The 22,360-nt window shown below is 37.6% G+C and carries 21 protein-coding genes; 9 read left to right on the forward strand and 12 right to left on the reverse strand.

Features of this window, described 5'->3' with window-relative positions; genetic code table 11:
- Positions 1–786: 786 nt before the first annotated feature.
- Positions 787–1,104 (reverse strand): hypothetical protein, encoded by a 318-nt coding sequence (locus tag GNP81_RS05360; RefSeq protein WP_155674517.1) that lies wholly within the window; start codon positions 1,102–1,104, stop codon positions 787–789.
- Complete coding sequence (locus GNP81_RS05365; RefSeq protein ID WP_155674516.1) at positions 1,080–2,309, reverse strand: competence protein CoiA family protein; 1,230 nt, start codon at positions 2,307–2,309, stop codon at positions 1,080–1,082. The genes GNP81_RS05360 and GNP81_RS05365 overlap by 25 nt, the downstream gene beginning before the upstream one ends.
- Positions 2,310–2,609: 300 nt before the next feature.
- On the opposite strand from GNP81_RS05365, the gene GNP81_RS05370 reads away from it, so the two are divergent.
- The 3 genes from GNP81_RS05370 (at position 2,610) to aqpZ (ending at position 4,613) form a co-directional block, all read left to right on the forward strand.
- On the forward strand, positions 2,610–2,864 hold the full coding sequence (locus GNP81_RS05370; protein ID WP_236798281.1) for a DUF3307 domain-containing protein: 255 nt from the start codon (positions 2,610–2,612) through the stop codon (positions 2,862–2,864).
- A 197-nt stretch (positions 2,865–3,061) separates the two neighbouring features.
- Entirely contained in the window at positions 3,062–3,634 is a 573-nt protein-coding gene (locus GNP81_RS05375; protein ID WP_155674515.1) for a YceI family protein, read from the forward strand.
- A gap of 292 nt (positions 3,635–3,926) precedes the next feature.
- Complete coding sequence (gene aqpZ / locus GNP81_RS05380; protein ID WP_011262065.1) at positions 3,927–4,613, forward strand: aquaporin Z; 687 nt, start codon at positions 3,927–3,929, stop codon at positions 4,611–4,613.
- A gap of 63 nt (positions 4,614–4,676) precedes the next feature.
- Here aqpZ and GNP81_RS05385 read toward each other — a convergent pair whose 3' ends face one another.
- The 3 genes from GNP81_RS05385 to GNP81_RS05395 all read right to left on the reverse strand — a co-directional run bounded on the left by GNP81_RS05385 (position 4,677) and on the right by GNP81_RS05395 (position 7,812).
- Positions 4,677–4,847, reverse strand: coding sequence for a hypothetical protein (locus tag GNP81_RS05385; RefSeq protein ID WP_011262064.1), 171 nt, complete (start codon positions 4,845–4,847; stop codon positions 4,677–4,679).
- A gap of 136 nt (positions 4,848–4,983) precedes the next feature.
- Positions 4,984–5,970 (reverse strand): J domain-containing protein, encoded by a 987-nt coding sequence (locus GNP81_RS05390; RefSeq protein WP_155674514.1) that lies wholly within the window; start codon positions 5,968–5,970, stop codon positions 4,984–4,986.
- Positions 5,971–6,126: 156 nt separating this feature from the next.
- Entirely contained in the window at positions 6,127–7,812 is a 1,686-nt protein-coding gene (locus GNP81_RS05395; RefSeq protein ID WP_155674513.1) for an amidohydrolase, read from the reverse strand.
- A 138-nt stretch (positions 7,813–7,950) separates the two neighbouring features.
- On the opposite strand from GNP81_RS05395, the gene GNP81_RS05400 reads away from it, so the two are divergent.
- On the forward strand, positions 7,951–8,850 hold the full coding sequence (locus tag GNP81_RS05400) for a LysR family transcriptional regulator (RefSeq protein ID WP_155674512.1): 900 nt from the start codon (positions 7,951–7,953) through the stop codon (positions 8,848–8,850).
- A gap of 1 nt (position 8,851) precedes the next feature.
- Here GNP81_RS05400 and GNP81_RS05405 read toward each other — a convergent pair whose 3' ends face one another.
- Positions 8,852–9,352, reverse strand: a complete 501-nt coding sequence (locus GNP81_RS05405; protein ID WP_155674511.1) for a CIA30 family protein — start codon at positions 9,350–9,352, stop codon at positions 8,852–8,854.
- A 1-nt stretch (position 9,353) separates the two neighbouring features.
- Positions 9,354–9,629 (reverse strand): DUF3081 domain-containing protein, encoded by a 276-nt coding sequence (locus GNP81_RS05410; protein ID WP_005419595.1) that lies wholly within the window; start codon positions 9,627–9,629, stop codon positions 9,354–9,356.
- Positions 9,630–9,833: 204 nt separating this feature from the next.
- Between GNP81_RS05410 and GNP81_RS05415 the strand changes: the two genes are divergently transcribed.
- Positions 9,834–9,986, forward strand: a complete 153-nt coding sequence (locus GNP81_RS05415; RefSeq protein WP_155674510.1) for a DUF2256 domain-containing protein — start codon at positions 9,834–9,836, stop codon at positions 9,984–9,986.
- Between the two features lie 37 nt (positions 9,987–10,023).
- Positions 10,024–11,595: a cryptochrome/photolyase family protein gene (locus GNP81_RS05420; RefSeq protein ID WP_155674509.1), complete on the forward strand. Its 1,572-nt coding sequence runs from the start codon at positions 10,024–10,026 to the stop codon at positions 11,593–11,595.
- 19 nt (positions 11,596–11,614) lie between these two features.
- Here the strand turns inward: GNP81_RS05420 and GNP81_RS05425 are convergent, their stop codons facing one another.
- Positions 11,615–14,488 (reverse strand): UvrD-helicase domain-containing protein, encoded by a 2,874-nt coding sequence (locus GNP81_RS05425; protein WP_155674508.1) that lies wholly within the window; start codon positions 14,486–14,488, stop codon positions 11,615–11,617.
- A gap of 299 nt (positions 14,489–14,787) precedes the next feature.
- On the opposite strand from GNP81_RS05425, the gene GNP81_RS05430 reads away from it, so the two are divergent.
- Positions 14,788–15,102 (forward strand): hypothetical protein, encoded by a 315-nt coding sequence (locus tag GNP81_RS05430; protein WP_155649614.1) that lies wholly within the window; start codon positions 14,788–14,790, stop codon positions 15,100–15,102.
- 3 nt (positions 15,103–15,105) lie between these two features.
- Positions 15,106–16,548 (forward strand): SNIPE associated domain-containing protein, encoded by a 1,443-nt coding sequence (locus tag GNP81_RS05435; RefSeq protein ID WP_155674507.1) that lies wholly within the window; start codon positions 15,106–15,108, stop codon positions 16,546–16,548.
- Positions 16,549–16,751: 203 nt separating this feature from the next.
- Here GNP81_RS05435 and GNP81_RS05440 read toward each other — a convergent pair whose 3' ends face one another.
- A complete protein-coding gene (locus GNP81_RS05440; protein ID WP_155674506.1) occupies positions 16,752–17,978 on the reverse strand; it encodes a hypothetical protein in 1,227 nt (408 codons plus the stop codon).
- 269 nt (positions 17,979–18,247) lie between these two features.
- Between GNP81_RS05440 and GNP81_RS05445 the strand changes: the two genes are divergently transcribed.
- A complete protein-coding gene (locus GNP81_RS05445) occupies positions 18,248–19,093 on the forward strand; it encodes a LysR family transcriptional regulator (protein ID WP_017019265.1) in 846 nt (281 codons plus the stop codon).
- A 4-nt stretch (positions 19,094–19,097) separates the two neighbouring features.
- Here the strand turns inward: GNP81_RS05445 and GNP81_RS05450 are convergent, their stop codons facing one another.
- From GNP81_RS05450 to GNP81_RS05460, 3 genes are all read right to left on the reverse strand, one after another.
- On the reverse strand, positions 19,098–19,475 hold the full coding sequence (locus tag GNP81_RS05450; RefSeq protein ID WP_155674505.1) for a RidA family protein: 378 nt from the start codon (positions 19,473–19,475) through the stop codon (positions 19,098–19,100).
- 2 nt (positions 19,476–19,477) lie between these two features.
- Positions 19,478–20,608 (reverse strand): threonine synthase, encoded by a 1,131-nt coding sequence (locus tag GNP81_RS05455; protein ID WP_155674504.1) that lies wholly within the window; start codon positions 20,606–20,608, stop codon positions 19,478–19,480.
- Between the two features lie 211 nt (positions 20,609–20,819).
- Positions 20,820–22,304, reverse strand: a complete 1,485-nt coding sequence (locus tag GNP81_RS05460) for a carboxypeptidase M32 (RefSeq protein WP_155674503.1) — start codon at positions 22,302–22,304, stop codon at positions 20,820–20,822.
- Positions 22,305–22,360 lie beyond the last annotated feature (56 nt).

Raw genomic sequence — 22,360 nt, forward strand, 5'->3', positions numbered from 1 at the left:
GGGGGGGGGGGGGGCGTGGTGTCTACCGTGTTAATTAACCGACATTACAAAAAGAAAACGCTCGAAGAAATTCGCAAACGTCCCATCAGCGAGAAATTATATGAAGAGATTAGCGACTAAAGCCATTTGTTCAGTGGGAGTTATACTGGGCGTTGTCTTTGGCATTGATTTCAATTTGGTTACCAGCAAGCATGGTTTATCGCATATCGCACCGAACACACCAAATTAATAAAACCCAATATTCAACTTTCAAACTAAGATATTGCGATCTATTTTGTAAGCGACACTTCTTCTGCGGAAACCATTGTAAACAACGCTATTAAAACTGAAGTTACCCAAGCACAATACGATGCGATGGCCACTTCATGATTTACGAAGGGTGGGCAGAACGGTATGGACTGAATAAACTATGAAAAAGATAAGCACGATCAAGCCTATATTAATACTTATTAGGAAATGAAGAAGAAAGAAGCCCTAAATACCTACCATCAATGGTTAAATAATTGCTGTTACTGCTGTCTTAGTGCTGATCTAGTTGTTTAAGAGATCGTTTAAAAGATCATTAAAATCAAATCGAAAGTTCAATTCTCATTGTTAATTACAGAGGGTAGTAAAATCATGGAAAATTTAGCCAAAAATGAGCATATTTATGAAAATTTATTGAAATGCGCACATTCAGTACCACACCAAGTTGGACAAGGAAAAAAGAGGGAGAGAGAAGCATTACTTAACTTGTAGTTGCATGCGCACCTAACGGGTGTGGTTGAGTATAGGTATATTAAAAAACTAATTCCCTAAACTTAAAGAAGGCATTAATGGGTTTATACGTTTACAACCATCATGCAAGCATAAGATTTGCATTAACTCTCTAAATGGAAGAAGAGCTTCTTCAATGATACTTTCACGAATGATAAGGTTTTTATCATCATCCTTTGTTACAAAAGCCGTTAGGTTTTGTTCTAGTATTAAGAAGTCTTCGTGTAAGTCAATTCGCTGTGCTAAGTCATCAAAAATATCACGGTAAGAAATGATGCTATTTTGTGGCTTACTGTCTATTATTTCAGTTAAATAGCTGAGAGTTAAAATATGCCAAGAATTAAACATCCACAAACATGAATATTCTTTTTTATAGCGCAGAACATATGAAAGCTTAGGATAAACTTGAGATGATAATTTATTTTTTTCATCCAATTAGACCAAGTTTGATAGTCTTTTTTATATAAATTGTCTGTATTTAATAAAAACCAATTCACATTACGTTTGAGTTGTTTTTTTAATTTGCATCTGTTTATGAATTGTTTTTTTGTATGTTCAATTCTTCTTGCAAGTCTTGGGTATTTTAACCAACTCCAAGTAGCTTGCTCATTTTCATTTATGGAAGGAGTTTGAATAATTGCACTTCCACCAAGTTTCGCAATATCATCGGGGATTTGGTTTCGTTCTAGGAGGAATGCTATCCATATAATGTGTTCGTTTAAATTCCCCTTAAGCAATGAATACTCTTGGGTTGATGCTACTTCAAAGACTTCAGTTAATTGAATTTCTTTCTGAGTAAAAACAGATACATTTTCACTATACTGAGTCCCTCCTATTTTATGTTTAAAGTATTGAGTAAGGTCAGGAAGGGTGATTCGTTTGTCGAACATTAGTTTTGTCATTGATAATTTAGCACTGCGCTGCCGTTTTTGGTGAATACGAACTTTTTCTTTTGCTAAAAATACATTATGGTTCTGAATTAGCTCATCTCGGCACCATTCGTAAAGCCAAGTACTTTCGACGGCATACTCATTTAAGTCTTTTATCGCTTCATCAATATCTTTCGATAGATACGAACTCAAATCATATTCAATAGAGGCTATTTTGTTCTGTTGATAGTAAGCAGTTTTATCGTGCTCATTTTTATGCGTGACGCAAATTTCTATAGCAATAGTACCAATCTCAGTTTCAATAGTAACGTCTGCATAATAACGATCAATTTTAGTTTCTAATTGAGCTGAAAGAACTTTTAAATTTATCGCTTTGTTAGTAAGGAACTCATCTTTATATAGGAATGATACTTCTGGAAGTGTTATATATTCTGCGTTTAAAAAATGGTGTTGCGCAGCTAAATGAAGCTGAGTCATTAAGCAATTTCGATTTTCATCCTTAGAGTAGTGAGAAAAATGATTGCTACGACTGGATGAGCAATTATTTTTAGCAACAAGAGCGTCATTACATCCGAAACAGAAGCAATTGCATTTCAATCCATTAGCAACAGAATCGATATGTTCAAGCTTGTTTGTATCTTTACTTAATGCATAAGTTAGCATCGTAGATATTAATCCTAAAAGTTCGATTTAGTTAATTTATACCATAAGATAAGAGCGCTGTAGTTTTCATTGTAAAATAGTGGATCTTTATTTATTAGGTGCTTCTAGAACTTTAATGCTTACTTATGGGCGACATCCCGAGGAATGAAAATTTTCGGGCTCAATGATCAACACCGATAGTTTAATACTCTATTTTGAGTTGGCGTGATGCGTAACGCTTATTGAATGTGGGCAAAGTTTTTAGCTCTACCAACCCTAATTATTAGCCAAAAATGGCTAAATCTAAGTTATTAGTTAAAAATGGCTAAATTTGCACTTTCATGTAAACCGTTCTTGCTGATGCATATTATCTGCGATTTCTATCTACAACCAAAGCAATGGGTAGAATCAAAGAAAGAATCCACCTACCGCTCACCTGAGTTATATCTTCATTCTCTATTACACGGCATCGCATTATTAGTTCCTGTATTAATATTAGATATTGATTGGTTCAATGTTATCTGTGGTTATCACTACATTGCTCGGAACCTTAATATCACTTGGTTTAGATGTTAAAATTAAGTGATTAGAAAGATAGGGTGTAATTGATTCTGTGTAACTGCAGTTTAGTTCATTTACATTGTTTGAATTGTGAACAAAATCTCATTGAAAATATTCGCCAAAGTCATCGATTTAATTCTTTATTTGATTCATTTTATTCGGAGTATTATTCGATTGCTCCAAAACAATAACTCAATATAAGGGTAACAATAATGAAAAAAATAATATCATCTCTTAGTTTTGCTTTAGTTCTTATCTCTACACCTTCTTTTGCTGCCGATAACTACCTTTTAGAGCCAGAACTATCCTCTGTTAGCTTTACTACAATCAAAAATCAATTTGTTGTAGAGCCAGCGACGATAAACACGTTATCTGGCGAACTAAACAAGAGCGGTGAATTTAGCATCGATGTCGATCTTAAAGGGATAAGCACTGGCATTCCTATTCGAGATAATCGATTAAATGAGCTGTTCTTTGAATCGATGAAATACCCAGAGGTGGAAGTCAGCGGTAACGTTGATTTGTCAGCATTATCTAATGGCCCTAAAAAGCTAGTGATCCCTGCGAAAGTAACGTTATATGGAAAAACCAAATCGATAAATTTTCCTGTGGTGGTGTTAGAAGAGGGGAATCATATAATGGTTAGTTCTTCTTCTGCAGTCATTATAGGGGCTTCTGATTTTGGGATCCCAAGTGAAAACTTAACTAAACTTGCAGCAACAGTTGGTGGGATCAAAATTTCAGACAGAGTACCAGTGTCGTTAACATTAGTATTTAAAAAATAAACATCCATTAACATTTATAAAGGCTTGGCGAAATCCAAGCCTTTGTTGTTTTTGGGACATTGATAATAAAACTCAGACGTGGATTTTGCCTGTTTTATAAGCAAGTTATTGTAATTTAAGCCATAGAAGGTGTTTTATCTTTAAAAATTGTGTCTTAAAAATGAAAATTAGAAATAAATTGAAATATTTAAGTGTCTAATTTGTTAACCATCACCTATATTTATTCTCAATGAAACTTGGTTCGTATAAAAAATTAATACTGAAATCAAGACATAACAACATAGGAATAATTATGAATAAATATATGGCAGAGTTTATCGGTACATTTTGGCTTGTACTGGGTGGTTGTGGTAGTGCAGTACTGGCGGCAGCGTTTCCTGAACTAGGTATCGGGTTTGTTGGTGTATCACTGGCGTTTGGTCTAACGGTATTAACCATGGCGTTTGCCATTGGTCACATTTCAGGTTGTCACTTAAACCCTGCAGTATCAGTTGGTTTATGGGTAGGTGGTCGATTTGATGCTAAAGATTTAGTTCCATACATCGTATCTCAAGTTCTTGGTGGTATTGCGGCAGGTGGTATTTTATACCTAATCGCAAGCGGTCAAGCAGGTTTTGATCTAGCTGGTGGTTTTGCATCAAATGGTTTTGGTGAACACTCTCCAGGTGGTTACACAATGACAGCTGCACTTATTACAGAAGTAGTACTAACGGCAATGTTCTTAATTGTGATCATGGGTGCAACAGATAGCCGTGCTCCAGCAGGTTTTGCTCCAATTGCAATTGGTCTGTGTTTAACACTTATCCACCTTATCAGTATCCCTGTAACAAATACATCAGTTAACCCGGCTCGTAGTACAGCAGTAGCGGTTTATGTTGGTGATTGGGCAACGTCGCAACTTTGGTTGTTCTGGGTTGCTCCGATTGTAGGTGCGGTAATTGGTGCACTTATCTATAAAGTAATGGCGAAAGAATCATAATCGCTGTTTCATTATAAACACATACAAAAATGCCGATGATTAACGTCATCGGCATTTTTATTTTTACTTCTGGTTCATCTTTTCCATTTCTGCTAAATCATACTGCCTGATATCGATTTTTGCGTAATCGTTGCAGTGTTCACAGGCGTAATATTTTGCACCGTCGCAGTATTGATGTTGCAGAACCATCGCTGGCTTTCTACACCAGTCACAATAACCTTCTAAATTAAACATAAGACTTCTTTCTCTTTATTCTATTAAGATTTATACGTTAAATTATTGTTGTTACATTTTGATAACATATAAAAGTGGTGCGAAGTATACCGAACAAGAATGATATGTAAAGTCTAAGTCTCGTATTCCGTGTACGTTATCGTTTAATTGAATTATAAGCCTTATTAATTTCAGCAAGCATCACACCATCAGCACCGTGGTCAGGGTGGTGGAGTTGAGCCAGTTTTCTATATTGTTTTTTAATTTCGCTGCTTTCACTTGCAACAGTCACCCCTAATAATTGATGAGGTGTAAACTGTGAAAGTGGTTTCTTACCATCTAACTCAATAGTTAGTCTTTTAATGGTGGCTTCTTGAGCATCCGCACGGATCTTTAATTTGTCATTACTGTCTTGCAGCTGCTTCATTTTTTCATTTTGTAATGATTTAGCGAAACTGGTTTTAAGTGGGTCGTCATTTTTAGTTCGCTTCATGGTTTGTTTAAGACGTAAAACCAAGAAGACTAACACCACAATCATAATGGCGATTAACAGGTAGCTGCCAAGAGTAATTAGAGCCGTTGGTTTTTCCATTTGAGTAATGATGATGGTTTTTGGCTCTGGCTCGACAACTTTCGGCTCTTCTGGCTGTTGAGTTGATTTCAGTTGTTCTTCTTTTTGTTGCATCTTAATCTCTTGAAGTACACGTTCATAACCAAGCATAGCTTCGCCATGACCATTATGAGACGCAATTTGGTACCACAAAGACGCGTTATATAAATCAACAGAACCAGAAAGGCCGTATTCGTAAATCTCACCTAAATAGAATTGTGAAGGTGGGTGGTTTTGTGTTGCAGCTCGCGTAAACCAATAAATGGCTTGTTTAATGTCCTGAGCAACCCCGTAACCATTTTTGTAAATTTGTCCAAGGTTAAACTGTGCAGAGGTAAGGTCTTGCATCGCTGCTTGTTTATACCACTGGATAGAATAATCGATATTCTTAGGGCGATTAGTACCTGATTCGTATTCCATTGCTAATTTTAATTGAGCACGAGCATCACCAGATTCTGCTTTATCTTCAAGAGAATCAGCATGAACGGCGAAACTAAAAAGTAGAACAACAGCAAGTAAAACAGAACGGATCATAAATATAAAATTATTAACAATAAAAAGGCGGCGACAGTGTAGCGAGAGGGAGATAGAAAAGTAAAGATAAAAGGAGAGATAAGAAGAGATGTAACGATGAATTTGCAGATTTACAAAAAAGCAGCCAATCTCAGCTGCTTCTTTGTTGCTTTCTTTTTATAGTTGTTCGTTTATGTATATGGTTTTTCCATCTTTAATGGTTTCTAGAATTGGAATGTCTTTTATCTTCATTGGGTCAATTTCAAGTAAGTTATCATCTAAGATCACCAAGTCGGCACGTTTTCCAACTTCAATAGAGCCTTTGCTTTTCTCTTCAAAATTTTGATACGCCGCATTAATGGTTATCGCTTCTAATGCTTGGTATGGCGTGATTTTATGATGTTCACCTAAGGTTTGATTACTGCGTGTTACACGATTTACCGCGCTCCACATATTGGTCATCATATCTGGAAATAACACAGGGGCGTCCATGTGAATCGTAAACATCAAATCATTTGAATTTGCCCAACCCATAGGTGAGATGTTAGATGCACGCCAAGGGCCTAACACCGAGTCACGATGCCAATCTCCCCAAAAGAAGGTATGAGCAGGGAAGAAAGAAGGGATCATCTCATTTTTCTTCATGCGTTTTATCTGATCTAAACGTGTGGTTTGAGCGTGGATTACTACGGTTCGGCGATCTTCTTTGCCGTATTTCGCATCAGCAAGTTCTACCGCATTTAATAAAATATCTGCTGACGCATCACCATTACTATGACTTAGGATCTGAGCATTGACTTGATACGCTTTATCTACCCACTGATTCATTTCTTCTTGGGTTAACACTGGGTAGCCGTGGTAATCATAAGCGTGGCTGTGTGGTGGTTCAAAATAGGGAGTAGAAAGGTAAGCGGTTTTCCCTTGTGGAGAGCCATCACCTACCATTTTCACTCCTGCTAACGTTAAGCCATTAATCGAAGATTTCATCGGCAATAATGTCATTGCTTCTTCTAAATCCACCCATTTTGCGTAAGCAAGTAGGTCAATTTTTAATAAGTCTTGCTCTGCCATGGTTTTCATTGCATTAAGTGCAGGAAGCGTTGCTAAGCCTTCTTGTGTGGTAGTAATGCCATAACCTGCGTATAAATCTTGAACTTTGCCAAAACGACGAATCGCATCTTCTTGCGTCATTTCAGGAAGGTTTCCTAAAATCGGGTAAATGGCAGATTCTTCTAATACGCCAGTGAGTTCGTCATTATTATCACGACGCAATACGCCACCATCAGGATTCGTACTTTGCTTGGTGAATCCAATGAAATCTAGCCCTTTGCTGTTACAACTCGCAAGGTGTCCTGATATATGCATTGCACAGAAAGGGTACTCTTTACTGAAAGAATCAAAGAATTGTTTAGTAGGGTGCTGCTTTTCTTTTAGCTCGGCATCGTCATAACCAAAAGCAACATGAAGGCTGTTTTTATCAAGATTTGGTTGGCTAAAATAGGCTGTCATTATTTGTTCAATATCATCAAACGAGTTCACCTCTCCCATTGGTGCAGGGTAAAGGAACGGGCTTTCAATTAAAGGCAGATATTGAGCAAAATGACCGTGACTGTCGATAAACCCTGGTGCAAGAGTTTTGCCTTTTAAATCTCTGATTTGGGTATTGGTGCCTTTTTTATTAAGGATCTCTTGGTTATTACCTACAGCGACAATGATGCCATCTTTTATTGCAATCGCTTCAGCGCGATCAGATTCACCCGTCACGGTAATAACATCACCATTGGTAAAAATTAGATCGGGTGAAGCCAATACAAAAGGTGAAACAAGAAAGCCTGCTAATAAACTCAATGGGAACGTCTTCATAATGTCCTCTCTGTTCGTAATCATAGTTATTTATGAACTGAATAGGATTTTTTCATGGAATACCAAAACAAAGAAATCGATTATGATAGGGTATGCCTAACAAGTTGGGTGGGCATATAACATCAAAGGAGTGATTGAATGCATACATTAGAGCAAGTGAGCGCTTTTGTTGCCGTGTATGAACATGGCTCGTACAGCAGTGCAGCGCGAGAGCTTAAAAAATCCCGAACGACAGTGCGTGAACACGTAGTTACCTATGAAGATTTATTAGGGTATTCATTGTTTGTGATAGAAGGCAGAAAAGCGATCCCCACAGAGAAAGCCGAGCAGCTGTATCATCGTGCTAAGTTAGTTGAAAAACAAAATCGCTCTTTGTTTGTGCAAAGCCAAGCCTTGTACGATTCTAACGTTCATACCATTACGATTTACTATGATGTGATCACGCCACTCAGTTTAATTACGCACATTGAAAACCGTGTGATGGATTATAACTCAGACATCATTATTAATTGGAAGCACCGAACTCGGCAAGAAGCCATGGATAAACTCCAAGAAGGTGAATGTGATATTGCCATCATGCCGTATCGTGGACAGCTGTTTGCAGAGAAAGAAGTTACATGGAAAGCGATAAAACCCATCCAAGTTAGCTGTTATGCAAGCGTCAATTCACCTTTGGCATTAATTGATGATTTAAGACTCGAAAATCTGATGCTAGAGACACAATACGTCACCGAGAACTTTGCGACCTTAAAACTGAATTTTGCCTCGATTCAAGTTTCCCCAAAAATGCACATTGTCAGTAATAACGATCTGTTGTGTGAGTTAGTAAAACAGCATGGCTGGACAATTATGCCAAGGCATTACATGATGCCATACGTAGAGAGAGGCGAACTTATTGAGCTGAACTTAAAAGAGCTTGGTCACAACCTCTCTTTTGGTCTTAATGCTTTTTATTGTTATGGAAAACCAGATGCAGAAGTGTTTGGGCTTATTCTTGAGTGGATTGAGGAATGGAGTGAGGCGTTGGAGCGTTGTTGAGTTATTTAAATTGAATTTGAGTCAAACCTAGAGCGAAGGGTGATGTTTGTTTATTCGCAATGAGAAAGCCAACTTGCTTGATATCATTCGCCACGAGTTCAGGAGCGTGATTAAGTAATCGTCCTCTAAAAACAGCTTGAAAATTGTGTAAGTGAAATGTCTTTTTCTGCTCCTTTCCTTTAGTGGTGTCAAAATCGTGTTTGTATTGAATGCGATCACCATTCTTCCATGTGGTAAGTCTTAATTGATAGGTATGTCCATCACCCGTAAACATGAGTTCTATTGTGTTTACCTCTTTAGATAGAGATTCAATAGAACGTTTGATAGAGCTGAAACCACCATTGTTTTCTAATGATAATTCACCTTGAAATCGGCATGTATTTCCATCGTAATGAAGCTGACCACATGAAATACCACCCATTACGTTGTCATTTATGGCTAACCATTTTTGATGCTCGTTGGGCTGTGTAAAATCAATAATTTCAAGTTGTTGTCCATTCATCTTAACTTTCCTTAACACTATGATTTGCTGTGATCATTGCTAAACATTGGTTGGTGAAATCTGAGTAGTTTGATGATTTGTCGAATTCAATTTTAAGTGAACCATGAAACATCAATGTGACGGTCACATCTTTATAGCCCAGCCAACAGGTATATCCATCGTAATCATGCCATGCGGATATATCGTCTAATACATATCTATTATCCAGTAACTTTCCAGATGAACGAACGCAATCAAATACCCTAAGAAACTCTTTAATCGTCAGTCTGTTATCCATATGTAACTCCTCGTTCGTATACAAATAAAAGCACTTTTTTATTACTAAGCTAACTACGAGCTTGCACTATACCTAGATCACCATTTCGATTAACTAGTTTGAATTAGTTGATCTTTTTGTGAACCACAAAGTGCTTTCCTGCGTAATTTCTCTGTAGGTGGTCGGTAATGATTCCGTTTTTAGTATCGAGCGATCAATGACGTTATGGAGAGCAGCATGAAAAAATCACAGTTGCCAGAAAAAATATGCGTTGTTTGCCAGAGACCATTTAGTTGGCGAAAGAAATGGGAGCGAGACTGGCCAATGGTTAAATATTGCTCCAAGCGCTGTCGGTCTTCACGACATCAAAGTGAATAATAAATCCACATATGAAGATTTAAGATAGAGGATGATTATGAATGCCACCGCTGACCGCTTACGACTCATTTTAGGTGACCAATTAAATGCCAGCCATTCATGGTTTCAACACATCGATCCACAAACGATTTACGTGATTGCAGAAATGCATCAAGAAACCGCCTATGTAAAACACCATGTACAAAAAGTGTGTGCTTTTTTTGCTGCGATGGCACAATTTGCAACTGCATTAGAAAGTGCGGGGCATCGAGTGATGCACTTAACCTTGGACGATACGAAGCCATTTGAAAGAATAGAGGATTTATTAGACCACCTTATTGCTGAACACCATATTACCCATTTTGAGTATCAACTCCCTGACGAATACCGTTTACGTAGCACACTAGAGCGTTATTGCTTGTCATTATCAATATCTTCTCAAGTTTATGAAAGTGAACACTTCTTTCTTTCTGAAACACTAATTGAAAAAGAGTTTAAACCGAACCAACATCATCGTATGGAACCTTTTTACCGTAAGATGAGAAAGCGCTTTAATATACTGATGGAAGAGGGAGAACCCGTTGCTGGCAAATGGAATTTTGATAGCGCAAATCAAAACAAATTAAAGGCAAGTGAGTTTGATTGTGTACCCACGCCATTATTATTCGCTAACGATGTCACTGATATTCTTAAGCGTCTGAAACGTCATAATGTGACGATGATTGGACAAGTGAATAATCAACTGTTGTGGCCTGTAAATCGGCAGCAGGCGAGTGAGTTATTAGTGTTTTTCTGTCGTTATTGCTTACCGTTGTTTGGGAAATTTCAAGATGCAATGACATGTAAACTTGATGATATGCTCACGCAGAAACAATGGAGCTTGTTTCATAGCCGTTTATCCTTTGCTCTTAATGCAAAAATACTCAGTCCTATGCAAGTGATTGATGCTGCTATTACGGAATTTAATCAACGCCCAGATGCCATAGATATTGCTCAGATTGAAGGTTTTGTTCGTCAAATTCTAGGGTGGAGAGAATTTGTTCGTGGGATCTACTGGCGCAATATGCCTGATTATCAAAACCTAAATAAACTTGAAGCGTCACGATCATTACCAAGTTGGTTTTGGACAGGGAAAACAAAGATGAATTGTATGCATCATGCGATACAGCAGTCTCTTGATTTCGCCTACGCACACCATATTCAACGTTTGATGATCACGGGTAATTTTTGTTTATTAACAGGCATTAAACCTGATGAAGTAGATGAGTGGTATTTAGGGATTTATATCGACGCAATTGAGTGGGTTGAAATGCCAAATACTCGTGGCATGAGCCAGTTTGCAGATGGTGGTATTGTTGCCTCTAAGGCTTATGCTGCCAGTGGTAACTACGTGAATAAAATGAGTGATTATTGCTCCGATTGTCACTATAACGTGAAACAAATAACTGAACCAAAAGCATGCCCATTAAACGCACTGTATTGGCACTTTATGCATACACATATTGAGCAGTTTAATAATAATCCTCGTTCTAGAATGGTCTATGCAAATTGGCAGAAAAAATCAGAAGAACAGCAGCAAGTTATTTTAGAGAGAGCAGAAAAACTGCTGTCTGATCTTGAGAAATTATAGATGCTTGTCATTCATTTTTTTAACAATTCTGCTTATATGAACAGTTACTCTCATAGTTTTTACGGTAGGTAGAGCATCCCCAAAAAGCGCCATATTTGCCTTGTCTAAGCTTCATTTCACTTCCGCAGTTTTGGCAAAGTGGACGTTTATCGCCACAACTGACATCAATACAAACTTGATAGCTGTTTGTGGCATCGTGTGCCATTGGGCTTCCACATTTAGTACATGGCGTTTCTTTGTGCTTGCAGCGTGGATAAAGAGAGCAAGACATGAACTTCCCATATTGACCCGCTTTTGGTCTTAGCACCCCAGAACCACATTGATGGCAAGTGATCTTCTCTGCTTCTTTTTGAATAAGAGACACATCAAATTCATTGGTCTCTACAGGGTATTTGGCTTTAATAAGCTCAGTGACAAATTCACTCGCATCCATCATATCAACCAGAAGATAAACACGATGTTTTGCACGAGTTAAAGCAACATAAAATAAGCGTCGCTCTTCTGCATATTCAAATTTATCTCCTTGTGGTAACAACGCATCTACTAGTGGTGGCGTCTGTTTTTCAGAAGGGAAACCGTGTTTACCAGTGGCCAACCCCATAACAACGACATACTCCGCTTCTTTACCTTTTGATGCATGAAAAGATTGAAGCTCAATATCCAGTGATGAGTACTGGTGTTTTATTCTTCTTAAAAGGTTTAAATCGGGGAGTTGATACCAATACCGAGCAAGTAAATAGACTTTATTTTTACTCGGTGTTTTAGAAGCAATGACTTGATTAGATATTGCCGTGAGTGCTTTATCTAATGCTGATATACCAGAATCTTCAATACCTTGACGAACAATACTGACGGCAGGGCGGTCAACTTGCACAAGTGATTTAATGTCTTTTTTCAATTGAACAGGATTCTGCGTAACAAAACGAGTGGCGACATCACCAATAGAGCTGTTAAATCGAAAAGTCATGTCTAAAGTCGTTTCAGAGGTTGCACCAAAGTAGTTAGAGAACTCCGTTGTAAGGCGTACATCTGCACCACTAAAACGATATATTGCTTGCCAATCATCACCCACACAAAATAGTGATGATTTAACCGTATTATCACGCAAAGCCTTAACTAATCTTGCTCTTGGTTCTGAAATATCTTGGAATTCATCCACCAACAGAAACTTCCATGGAGAGTGAAACTGACGGTTTTGAACGTATTCTAAGGCTTTACCTATCATATCGTTAAAGTCGATAACTTGATTATCGTTTAAATACTTAGCATAACGTTGATAAAGCGGCATTAATAATTCCAACGCCTTTGTTGTTTGCATTGGGTCAACGGATTCTTTAATGATTTTATCGACACCGCTTTCATCAAGACACGCCGCTTTGTACATATCAACCAATGCACCTAATAATTTTGCTAACTCTGTTACTTGTCCCAGTTGTTCTAAATTATCAAGTAAGGCGTTATCAGAGACAGGTTCTAATTTTACGCCTCGAGCGAGTAACTCTTTTTCAAGCGTTTGTGGCAGTTTTCTTTTTTTATGCTGATGGTAAAAAACCTCAACATAACCTGTGCCATATTGCTTATGTGTCTTGCGTTTCCATTCAATACCTTGCTGATAGCGCTCTCTATTTATGTATGGTGCAGTATCCCCATTTTCATCAGTACCGTAATATTCAATGTAGATATCATAATCAGGGAGATAAAAATCAGGCTCGTATTGACGGTACTTCTCTGTAGCTACATCAAAGCGGTATTTGGCTTCATATTGATACTTAATTCCTTTTCTAAATAACCAATTGGCAACAACAAGCTCACCGTAGCTTTTTACCTTCTCGCCATTCATGGTTTGAACTTCATTATCATTTAGATATTTAAGGTAAGCGCCTTGAGATTCAAATTCCCACGGGTTTTTATCAACGAAATAATAAGAGCTAAAATAATCAAGTAATGCCTTTCTATAGTTATTATCACGCATAAGAATTTCAATCTCATCGTGCATCCATTTGGCTTTTACTTTTGGATTATCTTCAAGCTTAGATAGGCTAGGGGCTTTGCCTTCAACCTCAGAGATTATTTTTACACCAAGACTGTGAAAGGTACTCGCTTTTACATCATCAAAGCCCAGTTTTTCTTTGATTCGCTCATTCATTTCTTGAGCAGCAATTCGGCCATAAGCGAGCATTAAGATCTGTTTTGGACTCGCTTTACCACTATTAACCAAATACCCAGCTTTACCGATCATGACGCTTGTTTTGCCTGTTCCTGCGCCAGCAAGTAAGAGGTTGTTGTCATTATCAGTAACACAAGCGATTCTTTGTCTATTGGTTAAAGGGTTAGATTCAACACTATCAAAAAAGGTTTGGTATTGAGCTAATTGCTTGTTCACATAACGTTGGCGAATCTTTTCAATATCTGCTGACGACCAATGATGAATATTGGTAAATTGAGTCGCCGTTTTATGCGCAAGCTCAGATAATCCTTCAACCTTATCCCAACCTTTCCAACGCTTAATTTCATTACGTACTACAGAACGGATATTTTCTATCGAAGAGTCTCTAAGAAACGTTGATGTGCACTGAATGTAAGCATCACTGAGAAAATCTTGTAAACGTTCTGCATTTTGATTCGCCCAAAAGGGAAAGAAACGCTTGGCATATTTAAAAGGCGTGAAATACCCCAACATTCGGTAGCGATGGTTTTTTCCTTGCGAGATAAACGTTAAACAACCGCCATCGATAGAAAGTGAAAGATTGGGTGGAGAATCGAGTTGATCCCACTTGATGATGGTTTCATTTTCGGCCTGAACAACACGTATTCCATCATTATCTATTGTTACAACCGCTTCTTTTTTAAAGAGGCGAGCAATCGGGTTTGTTGAAAGAATCCATGAAGTCATTATGTACGGCCAGATAAAGTGTGAAGTGACTCGAAAATTAGCTGTAGTCTAGCGTAATAAATAATGGACTGTATTTGAGCCAAGTTAACTTTTGTGAATTTGCAATCAATTTTGAGAAATGTTGATAGATTTACTCTGCTATTTGTAGAAGAAATATGCGGTCATGCGGTAATATGGCCTAAATTAAGACCTTGGAGTGTCGGTATTTATGGTCGATTTAAATCGAAAATTAGGTGGGGAGGCGTTTGATTGTGTTAGCGCTCGAAATATAGCATTACCCAGTTTAAAGGAGGGAAACATTGGCCAGACGAAGTAGTGGTTTAAGAACAGCTATAAAGGTTGTTAAGGCAATAGATAGAGCCAACAAGCAAGCTGCTCGTGAATCTCAACGCAGACAAAAAGCTCGTGAGCGAGCGAATGCTCAGGCAATAAGAGAGCATGAAAGAGAAGTGCGAGAAGCTGAGCGTGAATTGCAGCGGCAAGCAAGACTAAGGAAGTCTGCAGCAAAGCAAGCTTTTAAAGATGCTATAGCAAGCGCCGCCGAAGAGTATCAAGAGCGATGCGAAGAGCGAGCAGTCCTAAGAAAGCAATTTATACAAGAGGTTCTAAAGTAATCCATGGATAATAATTTACTGATGTTGGCAGGCTTATCATTAGTAGCTGTCGTACTAACTTATATTTTAACAAAGCGTTCAGCTAATAAAAAAATCGAGCAGTACAAGTCGTTAGATGAAGCACTAACCAAAACAAAAGAAGAATATGACTCAGTATGTATCAGTCGAAAAACAATAATTTCGGCTAATGAAGCTGCAAAGCAAGAGTTAGTTAAAATCAATGAAGAAACAGCTGAACTCCAAGTTTTAAAAGGACAAGATGATGCATTGAAAATTAGTATGAAAGAGCAGCAATTGATCTTAGATTCAATTAAAGACAAATTAGAGGAGCTTAATTCTAGTATTGATAAAGGTGAACTTGATTTGGAAGAGTTGATGGGAGATATCGACTTATATTCAAGACTTGATGAATATACATCTCATGGGCATTTCGAAATGCCGCAGTACCTTTATGAAACATCTACTAGATTTGTAGAAGAAATTAAATATATTAGGCAACAGCAGAAAGATATGATCAAAGATAAAACAGCGATCACTTTCCCAGAGTCGACGGTTATATCTAAAGACAAGTCATTTAATAATAAGATTTTAAATGGCCAAGTTAAACTCATGCTTACTGCTTTTAATATTGAATGTGACATGCTTATTGGTAAGGTATCACCTAGTTCTTTTGGACGTACTCTTGAGCGTATTGAAAAACTAGCTAATACACTCGAGAAGTTAGCTGCTACTTTGGAATGCGGCTTTGATATAGATTACATCGAACTAAAGTTCGAAGAGTGTAAGCTTCAATATCAATATACACTAAAAAAACAAGAAGAGATTGCGGAACAGAAACTTATCAAAGAGCAGATCCGTGAAGAACAACGAGCTATTAAAGAGTTTGAAAAAGCAATTTCGGATGCTGAAAAAGAAGAAAAAATGTATCGAAATCTTCTTGATAAAGCACAGCAAGAGCTTGCTAAAGCCACTGAGCAAGATCGCTCCGAGATGGAACAACGCATAATAATTATTGAACAACAACTTGCTGAAGCAGAAGCTAAAGAAGAACGAGCTAAGAGTATGGCTGAGCAAACCCGTAAGGGACACGTTTATGTTATAAGTAATATTGGTTCGTTTGGTGAGGATGTTTATAAGATTGGTCTTACTCGACGTTTAGAGCCAATGGATAGGGTTAAAGAATTGGGTGATGCAAGTGTACCATTCCCATTTGACGTACATGCCATGATTTACACTGATGATGCACCAGCGCTTGAAACAGCGCTACACCGAGAGTTTAATTCTAAACGTGTAAATGCGGTAAATCTTCGTAAAGAGTTCTTTAATACCGATCTCGTATCTATACAAGAAGCCGTTGAGAAGATTGCAGGAATAGAAGCTGAATTTAAAATGACCGCTTTAGCCGAAGATTACTATGAAAGTTTGAGATTAAGTGAATCGACATAAAGATCATGCAGTATTATGTGAAAATGCATTGTTTGGTTAGCTCTCTACCGTCAGATTTAGCCAAAATTCAACTTACTCAAAGTTAATGATTTAGGATTTTAATCCTAAGTCGTTTTCATCTCAAATTGAGCTAGCGTCATGTTCCCAAAGAAATAACGGAAATATAAAAACGGGATATAGTTATCCCGTTGATAGTGAATGAATTAAAGAGGCATACCGTTAAGCATTGGTTGACCATTAGATAATTCAAAGGTTGCACTGAAATTACCACTTGGTTCAGCATTAAAATATCTATCTACAACGTTTTTCAGTGGTGAAATATTTGCAATGGTATTTGGATCTACAATAATATCAATCTTAGAATGAATGTTGCGGATTACTGCATCGCCTACTTTATACTTAGGCATATTACTATAGTTATCTGGCTTAAGTTGAATGTTTCCATTTATACTTGATTCGTTAATTGATAATGAAAGTTCTTTTGCATTAATACCAGCTTCAAAAAATTGTTGCATAATCTCTTGCTGTTGTTTATTTGAATTGATGCTTGTTGAGTGTAAAGCAATGTCTCCTAATTCTTCTAGAAGATCTAATTGGATGCCTTCTACTGCTGTCTTGAAATTAAAATTTAAGTTAGGTACGGAAAATTGCTTAGCTTGAAGTGAAGCTTTTTGTATATTTATGTTAGTTGAAAATTTTGATCCGGTTTCATTTTCAGCAAGATTTATTGTCCAATTGCTATCTGACAATCTTATACCTTCTTTTGAGCGAGTACTTTGAAAGTTAAAATCACCAAGATTAAAATTGATAGAGCTGTTATTAGTTTCAATGTTATCTAAAAGTGTAAGATCTATATCTTTCATATTTAGTGCAAAAGAACTATCTCCTAAACTTATTGTTGGTAAGTTGGCTTTAAGAACTTGTTCTTTGTGGTCTGCAATTAAGTTAAATGAAAGCTTACCAATGTTAACCTTTTCTCTACGTGATTGAATGGCACCTAATTGAATATCACCATTCAGATCAAGTTGCTGGGTAGTTGTTGAGAACGTATATGTAATATTCTCATTAAAGGTAGTTACTTCCTTTATAAATTCAGCTGCAAAACCTTTATCTTTGGTTAATGCAAAGTTGCCATTCACATTTAAACCAAAAAGACCAATTTCAGCATAATGAGTCATGAGGAGGGGAAGTTTTTGTTGGCGTTTACCGTCAATAATAAAGTAGAAAGAGTATTCTTCTTTTATTTCTTTCCCATTAATTTGGCTAGAAACACGCTGAACTTGCAGTAATTGTGGATCAATTTTTTCTAAGCCGTTTAATACTTGAGTTGGAATTTCTTGACCAATTTTTTCAATCATGTAGTTATTGGCAGCAAAAGCTCCACCTAATAAAGCTAATGATACACCGCTAGCAACTAACACCTTATTCATGTTAAATCCTTATTATTAATTATTGGTTTACATGAGATTTTCACTCATTCACTTAGTATATATATAAAAGAAAAATAATCACTTTATATCTTCAATTTAAGGTTTTCAAGTTATTGATATTTATGTTAAAAATGATTTTATGTGCTGGGAGGTTGCGTTATTTAATGATTGAGTTTGATAAACAAATCACTCCCCATCAACTTTTTTGCAAGCATCATAAAACATAGATAAACTGAGTTAACTATTCCTGATTTTCATAAGATAATGAGATGTTACTTGAAGGCATTGAAACACTTTTAGTTTTAAGTAAAGAGAAGACAATGAGTCGTACAGGCAGCGTACTGTACCTTAGTCAATCTGCGGTGAGTAAGCGTATTACAAAACTAGAAAAGCGGTTAGGGAAAAAATTAATAGAGCCTAATGGCCGTTATGTCACGCTCACGGCTGATGCTAAATCGCTAATTGACAATATCGCTCCAACATTTAGCGAACTTTGTGGACGCATATATGAACAACAAGCCTTAGCGAATGACTCTTTACTTAGAATTGATTGCTCTGAAACGCTTGTGGCAGGGTATTTCAGCCAAGCGCTATCAACATGTTTTCATGATGATCCAAATTTGACCGTCACAACGAATCATACGCCACGAATTGTCGAAAACGTAAAATCAGGAAAAGCGACATTAGGCCTTTGTGCTGGGTATTTACCATCTGGGCATGGGTTATTAAGCTTCCATCTTTTTGATGAACCATTTTATGTTGTTAGCAACAAACATTTGGATAAGCTACCTAATGAATTGATAACAACGGATCTGACAAACAGTGCGAATACTCATCAATCGGTTATTTTAGAAGCCTTAAAAGTGAACCCTATAATGGAGCTAGATTCATATACCGCAGCAGCCCATTTAGCATTACAAGGGACTGCTCCGGCACTGATTCCTTTTTCGGTAATAAAAGCATTAAATATAGAAGAGCGTTATTTATATCAATATAGCGAGCTCAAACCGCTTTTTAGACCCATCTATATATGCACTAGACAAAATAATTATCGATTAGAGCGAGTTCAAAAAGTCATTACCGCACTTTCTGAACACATCAATATTAAGCTATGAGACGTTATTCACATATAGCGATGCAATCGACTTCAATCTTTAATCCAAAGTGCAATTCTCTGGTTGGTACTATGGTTCGCACCGGTTTATGATCGATAAAGTATTCTTTGCAAATATCATTAACCGTGTCCCACATATCAATGTCTGAAATGTAGATAACCAGTTTTAATATTTGTTGAAGATCGCTTCCTGCTTCTTCAAGAATGGTATGTAAATTATCTAATACACGACGGGTTTGTTGGTTTATATCACCGTTTATTTTTTCTCCTGTGTTTGGGTTAATTGGTAATTGGCCTGATACGTAAATTAACCCATTGTGTACTATCGCTTGAGAGTAATGTCCTGCTGCTTTTAATGAATTTTTAGTTTGAATATATTTCATTATTAACCTCTAATATCATTAATTAAATGTTCAATTGAGTTTGTTGCTTTGAGTCCATTTCCGGTTACGACACCAACGGTAAGCTCGTCAGGTTTGATTTCTTGCGTTTTTATAAGCTGAGCGATTCCTGCAAATGCCGTCGCTGATGTTGGTTCGATAAAGAATCCTTGCGCTCCCATTTCTTTTAATGCAGATTGAATTTGTTGTTCATTAACACTAATAAAATTCCCATTCGTTTCTTTGACAAATTGAACGATCTCATTCATACGTGATGAACGCTTAATCTTAATACCCTCGGCAATGGTATTTTCTGATGTAATGTTGATTTCTTTATTATTAAAGGTTTGAACGAACGGCTGAATGCTTTCACTTTGAATACCAAAAAGGCGAGGGAGTTTACTTATTTCTCCGCCTTTTAATAATTCAGAGAAACCGATATATGCTCCGGCGAGTAAACTTCCATTCCCTGCGGGAACAACAAAATTATCAGGGGCTTTATACCCACATTGTTCCCATATTTCATAAGCGATGGATTTGACGCCTTCGATAAATAGCGGATGCCAGTTATGCCCAACATAATGACTTCCATGAGTGACGCTGCTCTCTATTGCAGCTAGAGCGACGTCTTCTCTTGTTCCTTCTACTTCAATACAGTTAGCGCCGTATAATCGCGTTTGTGTGGTCTTTCCTTTGGATGTTCCAGCAGGCACAAATATGTTGCATTGCATGTTTCCTTTAGCGGCATAACCGGCATAAGCACTTCCTCCATTACCGCTTGAGTCTTCAGCAATGCTCGTTATTCCATGGTTGTTAAGGTAGTTGATTACAAGAGAGGCTCCTCGGTCTTTAAATGATCCTGTTGGTTGTAGCGAATCGAGTTTAACCAGTATTGGAGTTCCTGATATTTCAGCTTGGCAAAAAGGTGTGATGGCTTCATTGAAAGTGATATTGATATCGTCTTTTTTTACTGGGAAAGCACTAGAATAGCGTCTAGGTGTGAATTCATTTTCTATGAGATCTTTTTTACTAAATGACGTTTGAGGTTTAACCCATAGGGCAGAGCCACATTCACATTTAATGAGTTCAGGTTTCGGTGCGTATTCTTTATTACACGCCATACAGATGTATTTCATGGATGGTCACTTCTAAGTTTGATGAATTAGAAGAAATATTCTACGGGCGATTTTTTTATTTTATAAAGGAAAGCTCGGTATTCGTTCTATTCCCAAATGGAATAGGAGGTGAGGGAGTGGTTTATTAGCATTGAACAAAAAATGGATGTAGCCAGAACCACATCCATTTTATTAATGACATAGAGTAAAGCAGCTAATTAACGTCTAGCTTTTACCCCAAATAACGCTTCTCTAAGTGCGCTTTAAAGAAACTCGCATTTAGCACATCACCTGTTGCTTGCTTCACTAAATCATCTGTTGAGAATAGTGATGCCTTGCTCCAGATATTATCTGATAACCAAGTGAAAATAGGGCTTAAATCACCGCTTAGTGTGGCTTTCTCTACATCTACGGTTTGTTTCATTGCTGCCATAAATTGTGCTGCGTACATGGCACCTAATGTGTAGCTTGGGAAGTAACCAAAGCTGCCGTCTGTCCAGTGAATGTCTTGCATACAACCGTTTTTGTAATTGCCTTTGGTGGTTAAACCTAGGTATTGCTGCATTTTTGCATCCCACAGTTCAGGGATATCTTTATAGTTGATGTTACCATTCATTAAATCACGTTCGATTTCATAACGTAAAATAACGTGGGCAGGGTATGTCGCTTCATCGGCATCAACACGGATAAAATCAGGTTTTACACGAGTGTAGATTTTTTGCAGGTTATCGGTTTCAAAGATTTTTTGATCCGCATTCACAAAGTTCTTTTGTACTAATGGTGATAGCTGAGAAATAAACTCAGCACTGCGGCCTAATTGCATCTCAAAAAACAGGCTTTGAGATTCGTGAATTCCCATTGAGCGTGCTTCACCAACAGCAAGGCCTGCAAATTCTTTTGGTAAACCTTGTTCGTAACGAGCGTGTCCTGTCTCGTGAACAGTCCCCATCAAAGATTGCACAAAATCGTTTTCATCGTAACGTGTGGTAATACGAACATCAGTTGGTACGCCGCCACAGAAAGGGTGCATGCTGACATCAAGACGACCATGGTTAAAATCAAAGTTTAAAAACTTCATTACATCCAAACTCAACTGGCGTTGTTGTTCGGTTGGGTAATGACCTTGTGGTAAATAGATGGACTCGGTTGCTTGTTTCTCTTGGATGTTTTGGATGAGCGTTGGTAGCCATGATTTTACGTCGTTAAATACCACATCCAGTTTTGCTGTGGTGGTTCCCGGCTCGTATAAATCAAGCATAGCATCATAAGGGGTTAGGCCTGTGATCTCCGCTCGGATTTGCGCTTCTTCTTGAGATAGAGCAACGACTTCTGCAAAGTTTTTACTAAAGCCGTCCCAGTCGTTTTCACTGCGTTGTGAGCGCCAAGCGTGTTCACATTTAGAGCCTGCTAACGATTGTGCTTCTACTAGCGTTTCAGGTAGAGCTGTGGTTTGTTGCCATTTTGATTTCATTTCACGCAGGCTTGCACGTTCGTTATCAGACAGAGATTCTGATTCTGCTTTATCAAACCATTCCGCCAGTTGTGGCTCTGTACCCAGTTTATGAAGATGTACAGAAAGCTCGGCCATGGCTTCTGAACGAGCATCGTTACCGCCTGATGGCATTACAGCGGCTTGATCCCAACCGCAAATTGCAGATAAGTGTTCAAAACGAGATATTTTTAAACTGTGAGCAACAAGTTTCTGATAATGACTCATGAGGCTAGTTCCTTGTAAGGTTTTTTAGTTAAGGCTCATGATATCGCGATTTTCTT

It is taken from the genome of Aliivibrio fischeri, assembly GCF_009727955.1.
Lineage (GTDB): Bacteria > Pseudomonadota > Gammaproteobacteria > Enterobacterales > Vibrionaceae > Aliivibrio > Aliivibrio fischeri_A.